Origin of the sequence: Paraglaciecola sp. (assembly GCF_051252315.1) — a bacterium.
Lineage (GTDB): Bacteria > Pseudomonadota > Gammaproteobacteria > Enterobacterales > Alteromonadaceae > Paraglaciecola.
In genome coordinates this window covers 40,189-53,888 of record NZ_JBPOFP010000018.1, presented here as the reverse complement: position 1 = coordinate 53,888, position 13,700 = coordinate 40,189, and the positions used below count along the sequence as shown (strand labels likewise).

Genomic DNA, 13,700 nt, shown 5'->3' with positions numbered 1-13,700 from the left:
ATTTTTTACCATTCGCTCTTTCTGGATTCTGGGTTCTGGGCTCTGGGCTCTTGGCTCTTGATAACTCAATTGACTAAGATGTAAAACAAAGCGTACCAAAACACTATTTATGTTCTATTTTATCATATCAATTTTTGTGTTTAGACCACGTAAAACTTATGTAAATATTGATTTTGTCGTAATGTGAAAAAGGCTAGAACAAGTTTAATTTAAAAACGGTTATCCGAAATTATTTAGACATACCAGCTACTTATGCCAACAATGCCTTAGCTTGGAGCGCTATTTGAGTCAGGGAGGGGACGCTATTTTATTCCTACAGATAGAATGAAAATTTTCCGAATTACCTGGAATCACTCATGTGTTCTTAGTAACGAGATCAACCTACTCCTTTAAGTGTTCTCAAACAATTTTTTAGCAATATGATTAAAAAAACGTTACATTCTTGCAATGAAAAAAAGTCAGGCCAGAAAATTGTAAATGGGTATCTTAGCTAACATCTCGTTCAGGCATTTGTTTAGAACCTTTCCATTCCTGATCCTAGTAATGCTAACCCTATGTCTTTCCCCCCCCGTTTTTGCCAATCTAAAAATAACCTCTCAAAAAAAACAAATTAAGTTATCTCAAGTTCGTAAAGTAGGTAAGAATGATTGTGCCTTTAAAACTTTAACCAAAGCTTATGAATCTATTGGTTATCAACTTAAATTCGCCATATTGCCTGCTAAACGCGCTTTGATTGAATCAAATAACGGCAGAACAGATGGAGAAACCGCGCGAGTTCAGTTTTTAGAGCAAAAATACCCTAACCTAATACGTATTCCCGTGGCCATCTGTCATATGCACCAAAACCTTTACGGGCTAAAAAGCAATAAAAAATTGGCTAACGCAAAGCTCAAAGATTTAAAACTAGGCATTATTAATGGCGGCGTATTTGTTGAAAAAGAATTTACTCAGTTTGGTCCAACCAAAGCAATCAATAACTCCCAATTATTTAACCTATTAATCAAAGGCAGAGTTGACCTTGTATCTATGTCTGAAAAAACCATAGTGCAACTCGCTACTGAGCCCCAAACAAAGTTAATCACTAAGTTTGATAATTACACTCCCACAGTGCCCCTTTTTCATTATTTGCACAAAAAAAATAAGTCGTTAATCCCTAAAATCACTGCCGCCTTACGACAACTAGAAGATTCCGGATTTATTGCACAAGCAATTCAAGAACATCACCCTTAACTTAACCCATTAATCCAACTTAAATTATGTGTAATTATATTTTTATGATACCTTAGCATACAAGTCGTATCACTAACTGGATTAAAGTATGCAAAGTAGAGATTTAGCGGACTACCATCAGCCCATTTCTGACATTTTTAGTAAAGTCACAAGTTCAAAAGACTATCAACCGTTTACGTTAAGCAACGAACAAATAGAACATTTTCATGAGTTTGGTTATCTAACGAACGTAAAGATTTTTGAAGATGAACAAGTGGATATTTTACGAGCTGAACTAGCTGAAATTGCCAACCCAGATCACCCTAAGCATGATTTGTTTTATGAATTTCACAATAATCAGTCTACTGATCCAGAGACGGTTTTATTTCACTCTTTAGGCCATTGGCGCATTACTCCGGGATTTCATGATGCACTTTGGAATCCAGCTTTTACTAAGCCAGCTAGCCAATTATTAGGTGATCAATCTATTCGCTTTTGGCACGACCAACTATTTTGTAAGCCGGCTGGACATGGTGGCGTTGTAGCCTGGCATCAAGATTATTCATATTGGATCCGCACTGTTCCCATGCAGCACCTTACCTGCTGGATTGGTTTAGATGATGCCACCACAGAAAACGGCTGCTTAAATTATATTCCTGGAAGTCATAAGTGGGGACTATTAGAAAGGCTAGAACTTGGTGGTGAAATGGAAGCCATTTTCGAGCAACTTAGCGAAGAACAAAAAGCACAAATTAAACCTGTTCCAATGGAGCTTAAAAAAGGTCACGCCTGTTTTCATCACCCACTTATGTTACATGGATCTTTTGCCAACAAGTCACAGCTTAGCCGCAGAGCATTGGTACTTAACGTTTTTGCTGATGGAACTAAAAGTGAAACTAATGAAGTCATGTTAAGAGGCACGGATATCAAAGTACCCAAAGGTAATAAAATGGATGGCAAATACTTTCCATTACTTTACAAAACCAATGAAACATAATCAATTTATATGACAATTAGATATAGGTACAAATAAATTACAATTTAAAAACATATGCGAAACATTGATTTTACATGTGAATTTTGTTTTGCTATGTAGGTTAAAAATGACTCAGGTGCAGTGTTGGCTTATATGAACTTTTCGCGCATTATCTTATTAAGTATTTTTACGTTCTTAGGTTGCGCTCCCGTACCTGAGCCTTTAGACGGCGCCCCCTCATATCCAATTCAAGACACCGTTTTACATACAACCGTAGAAAAATATTGTGTTGATTGTCATAACCCAGATAAAAGAGAAGGCAACCTAGATTTAGCCAGTGTGGTGGACGGCACATTAAATGACGCCCCATATTTATGGCAAGACGTAGCTTGGGTTATACAAAATCAAGAAATGCCCCCCAAAGATGCAAAAGATGCTCCTCGCCCTAACCAAGAAACCTACCTTGCCACCAGTGATTGGCTTAACCAAAGATTAGCTAGCGAAGACCAAAGTCATAAAATATTTGACGCATTTTCACCTGAACAAGCCATGTTAGATGTGTACTGTATGAACTGCCACAATGATCAAACCCAGAAAGGTGACGTCAATCTGGCCAAATTGCAGGGCAGCAATTTTGCAGACCATCCAGAAATGTGGGAAGAAGTTTTACGTAAGGTCAATGCTAGGCAGATGCCCCCTAAAGACCGTAAACGGCCAAATGAAAAGGCCTATGAGTATTTAATCACAGAAATGAGCGAGCAATTAGATTCCCACCATTTTGAAGACGCGGATTTGGGCAAAATTGAAACATTCAGACGTTTAACCCGAGCAGAATACAAAAATTCAATACGCGATTTATTGGCTCTAAATATAGATGTGAGCAAGCTATTACCTTCAGATCAGGAAAGTTTTGGTTTTGACAACACCACCATGAGTAATTTAAGTGCAACGTTATTAGAGCGTTATATAACAGCAGCACAAAAAATATCTCAACAAGTCATAGGCTTAGACACTATGCAACCGGACGGCAGTAACTACCGAAATCGTCCTGACCAATCCCAAGAAAGTCATGTTCAGGGTTTACCCATTGGCACTGTAGGCGGCATGCTGGTTGAACATCATTTTCCGGTGACGGGCAATTATAGAGTAGATGTGCGCTTATCTCGTGATCGAGATGAAAAAGTGGAAGGGCTTCATCAAAAGCATCAAATGGAAATTTTAGTCAACGACGCCTTAAAAAAATCCATCGAAATTGCACCAGCTAAAAACTATAAAAATTACCATTTTGACGAAAGTAATCTATTCGCTGAGTTAAATATACCAGCCGGTACCCATAAAGTAGGTGTGACTTTCCCTAGTTTGTCTAACTCACTACCTATCACTAAACGTAAACCTTTTAACGTGGCTTTTAACTTACATCGTCACCCAAGACAAACACCAGGGATTTACGAGGTTTCGATTACTGGCCCGTATCATTCTGATGATATAAGTGCCGAAATCCCCAAGCCTCAAAACAAACAAGAAAATGAACAGTACCAATGTTCAGGAAATGATACGCAGGGTCATTATTCCTGTGCTGAAGAAACCTTGTCAAAAATTGCTAGACGGGCTTATAGACGGCCCCTTAACGAGCAAGATATTTCAAATTTTATGAACTTTTATCAACAAGGCTATCAGACCTCATCGCAACAAGATAAATACCAAACCGGATTACAGAAAGGTTTAGCCGCTATTTTAGTTAACCCTAACTTTTTGTTTAAAATTGAAACGCCACCAGCCAATTTAAATAAAGACGTCTACGCATTAAATGATCACGAACTAGCTGCTCGTTTATCCTTTTTCTTGTGGAATAGCATTCCAGATACCGAACTGATTGAGCTAGCCGAACAACAAACTCTGCATAAGCCAGAAGTTTTAAAACAACAAGTTGTGCGCATGTTGCAAGATAAAAAAAGCCAAACCATGTTACATAACTTTGTAGAACAGTGGTTACACTTGCGAAACATAGACAGCTTCACACCAGACACACGAGCTTACCCAGATTTTGATCACAATCTACGTGAAGCAATGAAACAAGAAACGCTGCTGTTCGTAAACAGTATACTATTGTCAGAACAAAGCGTGATGGACTTGTTAAGTGCTGATTATTCGTACTTAAATGAACGCCTCGCTAAACACTACGATATCCCTCATGTGTATGGTAGTCGATTTAGAAAAGTCAATTTACCTCAAACCAGCAATCGTGGTGGGTTATTAAGACAAAGTAGTATTTTGGCCGTAACCTCATATGCAAACCGCACTTCACCGGTACTTAGAGGTAACTGGATACTTGAAAATATTATCGGCACCCCGACACCACCTCCACCTGCCGATGTGCCATCTTTAGAAAACAGTCCCATATCAGAAAGTCTTCCGGTTCGTATACGTTTAGCTAAACATCGTGAAGACCCAGCTTGTGCTGGTTGTCATAACCTAATGGATCCACCTGGATTTGCCTTCGAAAACTATGATGCGGTAGGCCAGTGGCGAGATACAGAATTAGGACACCCAGTGGATGCCACCGCAGGTTTACCAGATGGCAAAGAGTTTGTTGGCGCTCAAGGCTTGATTGACGGTTTATTAACGCGTCCCGAATTATTTGTTCAAACTCTATCCGAAAAACTCATGACCTTTGCATTAGGAAGGGGTTTAACTCACAGTGATGCGCCACAAATTCGAGCTATAATTAAACAAGCAAAAGCGAATAACTATCAGTTTTCGAGTATTGTTTCAGAGTTAGTATTAAGTCCACAATTTAAATATAAGCAGATAAAGCCAGAATCAATTGCTTTGGCAAATACTGTACAAGAAAATAGGATCCATTAATGTTTATCACTAAAAAATCCGTTTCTCGGCGTACCCTTCTTAAAGGAATGGGTGCCAGTGTTGCCTTGCCATTATTAGATGCAATGATCCCAGCAGCTACTGCCTTAGAGCTGACACCTGCCGCCCCTGCCCTCAACACACGTCTAGGATATATTTTTGTCGCTATGGGGGCTGACATGAGTCGTTTTACCCCCAAAAGTAAAACCAATTTAGATTCCATGTCGCCTATTTTAGAGTCATTGGCGCCTTTTAAAGATCATTTAAATGTGATCACTAATACCTTTCTCGAAAACGCTTATCCAGGCTCTCACGCCACATCTAATTCGAGCTTTTTGAGTTGTGCACGAGCTAAACTCACAGAAAGTACTGATTTTTATTTAGGCACCACAGCAGATCAATTAGCTGCTCAACAAATTGGCCAACAAACCCAGTTACCCTCTATTGAAATGGGTATGGATTTACTAGAAACCGTTGGCCAATGTGACAACGGATATGCCTGTGTTTATCAAAACAATTTATCTTGGTCTTCGCCTACAACCCCTCTTCCCTCAGAAGCACATCCTCGTTTAGTCTTTGAAAGATTATTTGGTGCCGGTGGTGATGTGGCCACCAGACAAAAAGCATTAAATTCGAAAAGCAGTTTGCTTGATTCAGTCATGAGCAGTATTAACTCACTGAATAACCAAGTAGGTTCACAAGACAAGTTACGTATAGATGAATACTTAACCAGTGTGCGCGAAGTAGAAAGACGTATTCAACTGGCATATCAAGGAGTAGAAAAAAATAATCTACCGACTTTAAACCGCCCTATGGGTGTACCTAAATCTTATTCAGATCATGCAAAGTTAATGTTGGACTTGCAAGTATTGGCCATGCAAGCAGATATCACTCGCGTGTCGTCATTGCAGTTAGTTAGAGAAGCCAGTACTCGTACTTACCCTGAAATAGGCGTGGCTGATTCTCACCACCCGCTTTCTCATCATGGTAACGATCAGACCAAATTGAAAAGAATGGCCAAGGTCAACGCTTATCATGCTTCTTTGTTTGCTTATTTAGTAGATAAACTGGCTAACACGCCAGATGGCGAAGGCAATTTAATTGATAACACTATGTACCTTTACGGTAGTGGTATGGGCGATCCTAATCTACACGATCATCACGACTTACCCATCATAGTAGCCGGTGGTCAAAAACTGGGCTTCAAAGGCAATAATCATGTGGTATTTAATGAAGCAACGCCGCTGGCCAATGTGCACTTAACCATGTTAAGGAAAGCAGGAGTAGACATAGATAAATTTGCTGATAGTACAGGCTTAGTTAGCGAGATGCTGGTGTAAAAATGGGCTTAATTCAAGTTAGAAAATTGGCCTTTTTGGCCTATACAATACTGCTTTGCGCAACATGGCAATCCGTTGCTAATGAGCCCAACGACGTTAACTTTCAATATAGCGATGGTTCAACCAAGCTATTAAGAGCCTCAGTAGCCAACGACATTGAACTAGTAAAACAATTGCTTCTACAAGGTGCTAATACCAATATTAGTAACCGTTATGCAATTAGCCCACTCTATGGTGCCGCGTTAAATGGCAATGCTGAAATCGCTCAACTGCTCATTACAGCAGGCGCAAATGTCGACCATAAAATAACGGGTAACGAAACTATCTTAATGCGCGCTGCCCGCACCGGGTATGCCGATCTAGTAAAACTACTAATCGAAAATGAAGTTGATATTCATCTTGTCGATTCTCGAAGACAAAACGCCTTAATGTGGGCAGCAGCAGAAGGTCATATTGGGGTAGTCAACATACTGATTAAGGCCGGAGCGAATATCAATGCTAAAGCCCAAGGAGAGTTTAATGCCCTAGCATTTGCCGCTCGCCAAGGTCACCTAGCTGTTGTCAAAGCCATATTAAACGCAGGATTTGATGTCAATACAGCTATGTATCATGACAAAAGAGGCCGTCGATTTGCTAAAAATGGCTCAACGGCGCTAATTTTAGCCATAGAAAATGGACATTTTGACCTTGCAGAATATTTGTTATCTAAAGGCGCTGACGCCAGTGATTTACGTTCGGGATTTTCACCCTTACATACTATGGTACAAGTGAGAAAACCGGACATTGGGGATAGTAGTGACTTTCCACCCAAAGGCTCTGGCAAACTTACTAGCTTAGAGTTTATTGAAGTACTCATAAAATACGGTGCCAAGGTAAACTTACAACTTACCAAAAAATTCAAAGCAAACGGCGCCTTAGTGAATTTGCAAAGTGCAACTCCCCTATTTATGGCCTCCAAAACCGCAGATATTCCATTTATTAAGATTTTACTGAAGCATGGGGCTGATCCTTTACTCACAAATATTAATAATGTTACACCACTTATGATGGCCGCCGGCTTAGGGACAGCTGCTGCAGATGAAGAAGCAGGTACTGAACAAGAAGCCATTGAGTTAATCGATTTATTAGTTTCTTTGGGGGCAGATATAAACGCTGTAAGTAGCACAGGTGAAACCGCCATGCATGGCGCGGCTTACAAAAATTTCCCTTTAGTCATTAAACATTTAGATCAACTAGGTGCCAACATAGACCTTTGGAATCAAAAGAACAAAAAAGGTTGGACCGCTATGTTAATCGCCCAAGGCTTTCGACCGGGTAATTACAAACCTAGCGAAAAAACAGAACAAGCCTTTAAAGAGGTAATGTTAGCCAAAGGTTTAACCCCTCCCAAAGCACCATCCCGCACTAAAAAGAAAGTGTACTTGTAACCCGTTTTATTTGAGAAGTTTATGCAGTTAAATTCATTAAATTCAAAGTATCAAGATAACCAAACCAGTTATGGTTATATTTCTGTTATCAATCATTGGCTAATCGCTGCGTTAGTTATCCTAATGTTGATATTGGGTTTAAGCCTTGAGTTTGCTGATTTAGGCAGTTTAAAAAGAAACGTACTTTCTTTACATAAATCGTTAGGCGCACTGGTACTTATCTTTGGTGCTTGGCGTGTTTTATGGCGTTTATTTAATGGCTTCCCAAGCCACAATTTCGCCATTAAACCGTGGCAAAAAGGTGCAGCTAAATTTACCCATATATTACTGCTGTTAAGCATTATTATCATGCCATTTTCCGGCTATATTATGACTGAAGCCGCCGGTCGACCGGTCAATGTGTTTATGCTTTTTTCATTGCCACCTATCCCAGACTCAAGAAGTTTAAAAGAAGCTGCCCAGTTAGTTCATACCCTATGCGCTTATACTTTATGTGGTTTATTATTAGCCCATGTGATGGGAGCTCTTGTACATCAATTTAAAGACAAGTTACCTATGTTACAAAGAATGTTGGGGAAAACTAATTAATACCAATACTTGGCCTTATCGGTTACTCTTTTCGCTCTTAACTTAGGAGCCGAGTCATCCAATATTTTTCAACCACAGCTTTATCAAAACGTCTAAAAATAGAGACGAAATTACTTTTCTCCAAATTAGTTGAAGTGAATTTTATTGTTCGCGATGCTGATAAATGGACTTTAACTGCGAAAGGTAAGTTGGCTGGAGGTAGGATCAAAACCTCAGTTAAGTTGGGAGATTATATAGAATGGCCGGAAGACTTTAACTTAGACAAGCTTCCCGAGCATCAAACACCAGATACGCCCATTGAGATGGTCACGTCTACTCAATTATCGAAAGATTTTGGTATATCAGCAGTCAAATTAAATCATGTTTTTTCGGAGCTGGGCTGGGTAAATAAAAGTCTTAAAGGCTGGGTGGTAACTGAACAAGGCCTAAAGCAAGGTGCAGAGCAAAGTGAAGACACTCGCTCTGGCGCTCCTTACGTTAAATGGCCAATGACAATCACTCAGTCAAAGATTTTGTTGTCATCTACTAAAGCCCTTACTGGGGCTTTAAATACCACTGAGATCAATGGTAAAACCAAACATATAGCTATAGATGGACACTGCCTCGCTTCAAATGCAGAAATGATTATTGATAATTGGTTGTATATGGCTGAAATCGTCCATGCCTATCACCGCAAGCTGCCTATTGAAGAAGATATATATAGCGATTTTTACATTCCAGCTGGCAAGGTATACGTCGAATATTGGGGTTACAACAATGACCCCATGTATCTTGCCCGTAAAGAGAAGAAACTTGCCATATATCAAAAGTACGACTTTCACCTTATCGAACTCACAGACAAAGATGTACAAAACCTTGACGAAACTTTACCTAAGCGATTACTTAAATTTGGTATACAAGCCTATTAATTCAACCAAATCGTTCTTTTATATCAACTCTTTAGTCCAAATAAAAATCGTAGTGCACTAAAACGAGATACTAGTTCGTAACCTAACCAACACCCTAAACACGTTAATAACACAAGAATGGGGGCTTCTAACCAAGCTGGCCAATGCAATACCGCTAAGCTAGCTGCTATCATCAAGATCAGTGTTTGGTGCAGTATGTACCATGGCAATACGGCTTTATTAGCATATTGTAAAACACGATTAGAAAACTGCAGATAGCGGCCTGCATAAGCAATACATACCAAAATCCAAGCCCAATAATTTAGACTACGCAATAAGCCATGAACTAGCTGTACCCAGACTTGTTGATTTAACCCTTGGTCAAGCTCTAACAGCCCATTAAAATCAAGCAGTAACCAAACATACCCAGCTAAAGCGACTAATAACATAACTCTGCGGCAGCCAATTAACCTATCCCATAAATAGGGCAATTTAGGGATCATATAACCAACGATAAACACCCAGAAATACCTAGCGTGATTATACCAATCCCCCACTAAAGCATGAGTGGTAGGATATCTATGACTGAGACTCCACCATATGTAAGTACTCATTAACACTAAGCTTATAAATACCAGCCATGCCTTTATTTTTAGTCGCTCTAAACAATGGGAAATCCATTTTATCAACGGACTAATTGCCAAAAACACTAAGCTGTAACACAACAAATACGGTAAATACCAGAGGTGATTCCAGGTCAATAAACCAATAGGAGTATGCTGTACGGTCAATAAATCTGTATTTGGATTAACGTATTCCAGCCAAAAGTGCCAGTAATCGAGTTGTAATGCATGTTTACTCACCCCTTCTAAATACACCTGAGGCGCAACCACTACAAACATGCCAAATAATAGAGGAATGAGTATTCGTTTAACTCGAATTTTAGCAAGTTGCCCTCGACTAAATTTATCATCCACCATAGCCGTAGCCATACCTGAGATCACAAACAACAAAGACATACGCCAAGGATTGGTTAATAACATCAAATTTTGTAACCAAATGGATTGATTCTCACTTTTTAAATGCCAGCCCCAATCAGCCACGTAGTACATACCTACGTGATAAAGAATGAGTACCAAAAATGCCAAATTACGCAGCCAGTCGATATCATAACGTCGTTGATCTAATACTTGAGTCATAGTGTTCCTTGCGGTTAAATAGTCTTTACAGCATGTAAACAACTCTAACTAAACACCATACCTAAGTACCTATTAGGTGGGACTTAGTGACTAACGGTGGATACCAGGGATAAAAGAAGTGACTTTGTTCGAACGTTTTGAGCGACATAAAAATTTGTATCTATTTTTACTAGTTGTAGGCTATTTGTTGATTAACAATAGTATCAATGCAACATCAGAATGGATGGAAGCTCTGCGACACGGCACGCCTGAAATATTACTTATTGAGCCCTTTGTTTGGGAATATTCAAGTGCTATAGGTGTGTTGGTTTTATTACCCCTTTTATCAAAGTTATGGACACACTTTCCAGTAAAGCTTACCCGAATCAAACATCAAATTATTATTCACTTAGTGGCATCCTTGGTGTTTTCCATTTTGCATATCAGCATTATGGTTGCACTTAGGGAATTAGCTTACTGGACCTATAATAGTGACTATCACTTCGGGCCGATTTTTCGAGAATTTTTATATGAGTATCGCAAAGACTTATGGGGGTATTTATTTTTTCTAGGATTGTTTCAGCTATATCAATTCATCTATAGCCGGTTAAAAGGAGAAGCTAACTTAATTAGCCAAGAGTCAGAAAAAGTTGTTGAAACTGTACCTGAACATTTCTTAGTTAAAAAATTAGATCGGGAGTTTTTGATTAAGGTAAACGACATTGAATGGATGGAGTCAGCCGGAAACTACGTTAACCTTTATTCAAAAGGCAGAGTGTATCCGCTTCGTTCGACTTTATCGCAAATTAGCCAGCGACTTTTAACTAAAGGCTTTTGCAGAACACATAGATCTTATGCTGTAAACAGCCAGTTTATTGATCACATTAATTACCAAGCGAGTGGCGATGGTGATATCCACTTAACAGATGGCCAAATAGTCTCAATTTCACGCAGGTACAAAGAAGAATTTAAAAAAGTTCTGTCCTAACTCCCTGTGCACACACTGTATATACACACTTCAACAACAAAACAAAAATTAAAACACTATAAATTACAACGAGTTAAGAAAACCCCCTCTTTCAAAGCTTAAAAATCACACAAATAATTTGCCAACTGTGCATATCCGTATATACTGTGCATATAGTGTATATACAGCGATGTTTTTTTAATGACGATTAAATTGTTTCTTTCGCAAACTGACAGCCGGCCCATGTATCTGCAGATCATGGTCCAAATTAAACAAAAGATCTCAGTGGGAGATTGGCAAGCAGGGTTTCATTTGCCATCCATTCGAGAAATGGCTGCCGCTACTGGCGTTAGTGTCATCACCATAAAACGTTCTTACTCTGAACTAGAGCGAGAGGGGGTAATTTACACCCAACAGGGTAGAGGGTCTTTTGTTGCTGAAAGTTCGGACATGCGCAATGAGTTACTGCTGGCCGAGCTAGACGAAAAATTAAAACAGGCGGTTAAGCATGCTAAAGAACTTGGTTTAAGTGATGCTGAAATAACCGAAAGAATTCAACAAGTGTTATTGAACACATCTGTCTAAACACAGATAAATTAGGTGAATGTAATGCAAGATTTAGCAATTCAATTAAAAAATGTGAGTAAGCATTTTAGCTATTTCGATCTAAAAAATGTCGATTTAGCTCTACCTAAAGGCCAAATTATGGGTTTTGTGGGTGCCAACGGTGCTGGGAAATCTACTACTATTCGCCTGATTATGGGCCTAATGCGAGCTGATAGTGGTGACATATCGGTATTGGGCCATGCCATGCCCAATATGCAATCTCAGTTAAAACAAGATGTGGGCTATAGCTCAGAAGAGATGAAGTTATACGGAGCGCAGAACTTAGCTTGGCACATCAATTTTATTAAGTCTGTATATCCCAGTTGGGATGACAATTACGCAAAAGAGCTTTTACACAGATTTGACCTGAATTTAGAACAAAAAATCAAACAGTTTTCTAAAGGGCAACACATCAAAGCGCAATTGTTATTAGTTTTAGCGCGCCAACCTAAACTCTTAGTTTTAGATGAACCCACCACTGGCTTAGATCCTGTGGCTCGTCAGGAAGTAAACAACGAATTGGCTTTAATTCTTAAAGATGAAGAACGTACAGTATTGTTCTCATCTCACAATACTGCTGATGTAGAAAAAATTTCAGACCAGATTACCTTTATTGATCGTGGCAGCATTATTGATAGCCAAGACAAAGAAAGTTATTTAGACAATTGGCGCCGCATTCAATTAGAAGTTCCTTCTAACCTGCCGTTACAACCCACTGGCAGTATTATTCAGGTAGAGCAAGAAGGACGCATCGCGTCGGTTGTCAGTAACAATTTTGATCCGTTAATTTTAGAAGCTTATCAACAGCAAAATATCAAAATTCATGCCGTTGAAAACATGAGTTTGGAAGAAATATTTTTAGCTAATGTTAATCATTCTCGTAATACAAGCGCCAAAGGGGGGCAATTATGAACACCTTGATGATCGGAAAATTAATCAACAAAGATTGGCAGTTATTCAAAGTTTACGTACTGATTTATATTGTCTTAGGCATACTCGCTAGCATCTTAATGACAATGCCTTCATATACGGTATTTTACATTGGTATTGTATGGTTAATTACTGTACTGATTGGCGCCAGCGCCCATATTATCTTTAGCTCGACCATCAACGAAGTTAAAGACTCCCAGTTTTCATTTTTAATCGGTTTACCCATTAAACCCATTGATTACACCAGCTCCAAATTGTTCGGCTGTATTGGGATTTACCTAGTTTGTTGGTTGCCAATTGTGCTCACTTTACTTGGCCTCATCCTGGTCAGTGCCTTACCAAATGGCATGCTACCAATTGCGCTAATTTTATGCTTAGAAATACTAGTGGCTGCTACTGTACTTCTTGCGGTAAGTATTCTGTCAGGTTCATTACCAGTTAGTATTGTGGTGATGGTAATACTCAACGTTTTCTTTAATTTATTTATGTTCTATGTATCACAGTTAGAAGACATTGGCCCCTATATCAATCAAGAACAAATAACAATTAACCCCACCGTACTGAGTATCATAGCGATAGAAGTAGGCATGATCCTACTCATCCTAACGGTTACTTGGTACATAAAATCTAAAAAGACCTGTTTTTTAGAATAACTTCAACCTACCACTTGGCCTTTGTAGAGACAATTAACTAATACAAAGGCTTACACATTCATTATATTTTTAAAAAG

12 protein-coding genes are annotated in these 13,700 nt (G+C 39.1%); 11 read left to right on the top strand and 1 reads right to left on the bottom strand.

Features of this window, described 5'->3' with window-relative positions; genetic code table 11:
* Positions 1-477 precede the first annotated feature (477 nt).
* The 7 genes from ACSHXM_RS05575 to ACSHXM_RS05545 all read left to right on the top strand — a co-directional run bounded on the left by ACSHXM_RS05575 (position 478) and on the right by ACSHXM_RS05545 (position 9,310).
* Positions 478-1,230, top strand: a complete 753-nt coding sequence (locus ACSHXM_RS05575; RefSeq protein ID WP_435687749.1) for a hypothetical protein — start codon at positions 478-480, stop codon at positions 1,228-1,230.
* An 88-nt stretch (positions 1,231-1,318) separates the two neighbouring features.
* Positions 1,319-2,206 carry a phytanoyl-CoA dioxygenase family protein gene (locus ACSHXM_RS05570; protein ID WP_435687748.1) on the top strand — a complete coding sequence of 296 codons (888 nt, stop codon included), beginning with the start codon at positions 1,319-1,321 and terminating at the stop codon, positions 2,204-2,206.
* Between the two features lie 132 nt (positions 2,207-2,338).
* Positions 2,339-5,050, top strand: coding sequence for a DUF1592 domain-containing protein (locus ACSHXM_RS05565; protein ID WP_435687750.1), 2,712 nt, complete (start codon positions 2,339-2,341; stop codon positions 5,048-5,050).
* Positions 5,050-6,387: a DUF1552 domain-containing protein gene (locus ACSHXM_RS05560; RefSeq protein WP_435687747.1), complete on the top strand. Its 1,338-nt coding sequence runs from the start codon at positions 5,050-5,052 to the stop codon at positions 6,385-6,387. The genes ACSHXM_RS05565 and ACSHXM_RS05560 overlap by 1 nt, the downstream gene beginning before the upstream one ends.
* Positions 6,388-6,389: 2 nt before the next feature.
* The gene (locus ACSHXM_RS05555; protein ID WP_435687746.1) at positions 6,390-7,814 is read left to right on the top strand and encodes an ankyrin repeat domain-containing protein; all 1,425 of its coding nucleotides are present in this window, start codon (positions 6,390-6,392) and stop codon (positions 7,812-7,814) included.
* Between the two features lie 21 nt (positions 7,815-7,835).
* Positions 7,836-8,402, top strand: a complete 567-nt coding sequence (locus tag ACSHXM_RS05550; RefSeq protein ID WP_435687745.1) for a cytochrome b — start codon at positions 7,836-7,838, stop codon at positions 8,400-8,402.
* Between the two features lie 134 nt (positions 8,403-8,536).
* A complete protein-coding gene (locus ACSHXM_RS05545) occupies positions 8,537-9,310 on the top strand; it encodes a glycerol kinase (protein ID WP_435687744.1) in 774 nt (257 codons plus the stop codon).
* Between the two features lie 23 nt (positions 9,311-9,333).
* Here ACSHXM_RS05545 and ACSHXM_RS05540 read toward each other — a convergent pair whose 3' ends face one another.
* Positions 9,334-10,488 (bottom strand): acyltransferase family protein, encoded by a 1,155-nt coding sequence (locus ACSHXM_RS05540; protein ID WP_435687743.1) that lies wholly within the window; start codon positions 10,486-10,488, stop codon positions 9,334-9,336.
* 118 nt (positions 10,489-10,606) lie between these two features.
* Between ACSHXM_RS05540 and ACSHXM_RS05535 the strand changes: the two genes are divergently transcribed.
* From ACSHXM_RS05535 to ACSHXM_RS05520, 4 genes are all read left to right on the top strand, one after another.
* Positions 10,607-11,455 (top strand): LytR/AlgR family response regulator transcription factor, encoded by an 849-nt coding sequence (locus ACSHXM_RS05535; RefSeq protein WP_435687742.1) that lies wholly within the window; start codon positions 10,607-10,609, stop codon positions 11,453-11,455.
* Positions 11,456-11,635: 180 nt separating this feature from the next.
* Positions 11,636-12,019 carry a GntR family transcriptional regulator gene (locus tag ACSHXM_RS05530; RefSeq protein WP_435687741.1) on the top strand — a complete coding sequence of 128 codons (384 nt, stop codon included), beginning with the start codon at positions 11,636-11,638 and terminating at the stop codon, positions 12,017-12,019.
* Positions 12,020-12,043: 24 nt separating this feature from the next.
* Positions 12,044-12,952 (top strand): ABC transporter ATP-binding protein, encoded by a 909-nt coding sequence (locus ACSHXM_RS05525; protein ID WP_435687740.1) that lies wholly within the window; start codon positions 12,044-12,046, stop codon positions 12,950-12,952.
* Positions 12,949-13,623: a hypothetical protein gene (locus tag ACSHXM_RS05520; protein WP_435687739.1), complete on the top strand. Its 675-nt coding sequence runs from the start codon at positions 12,949-12,951 to the stop codon at positions 13,621-13,623. The genes ACSHXM_RS05525 and ACSHXM_RS05520 overlap by 4 nt, the downstream gene beginning before the upstream one ends.
* The last annotated feature ends 77 nt before the right edge of the window (positions 13,624-13,700 follow it).

Bases quoted from the DNA above. Each gene is read 5' to 3' on its own strand.
- ACSHXM_RS05575 (WP_435687749.1), top strand. From the start codon at position 478: ATGGGTATCTTAGCTAACATCTCGTTCAGGCATTTGTTTAGAACCTTT.
- ACSHXM_RS05570 (WP_435687748.1), top strand. From the start codon at position 1,319: ATGCAAAGTAGAGATTTAGCGGACTACCATCAGCCCATTTCTGACATT.
- ACSHXM_RS05565 (WP_435687750.1), top strand. From the start codon at position 2,339: ATGAACTTTTCGCGCATTATCTTATTAAGTATTTTTACGTTCTTAGGT.
- ACSHXM_RS05560 (WP_435687747.1), top strand. From the start codon at position 5,050: ATGTTTATCACTAAAAAATCCGTTTCTCGGCGTACCCTTCTTAAAGGA.
- ACSHXM_RS05555 (WP_435687746.1), top strand. From the start codon at position 6,390: ATGGGCTTAATTCAAGTTAGAAAATTGGCCTTTTTGGCCTATACAATA.
- ACSHXM_RS05550 (WP_435687745.1), top strand. From the start codon at position 7,836: ATGCAGTTAAATTCATTAAATTCAAAGTATCAAGATAACCAAACCAGT.
- ACSHXM_RS05540 (WP_435687743.1), bottom strand. From the start codon at position 10,488: ATGACTCAAGTATTAGATCAACGACGTTATGATATCGACTGGCTGCGT.
- ACSHXM_RS05530 (WP_435687741.1), top strand. From the start codon at position 11,636: ATGACGATTAAATTGTTTCTTTCGCAAACTGACAGCCGGCCCATGTAT.
- ACSHXM_RS05525 (WP_435687740.1), top strand. From the start codon at position 12,044: ATGCAAGATTTAGCAATTCAATTAAAAAATGTGAGTAAGCATTTTAGC.
- ACSHXM_RS05520 (WP_435687739.1), top strand. From the start codon at position 12,949: ATGAACACCTTGATGATCGGAAAATTAATCAACAAAGATTGGCAGTTA.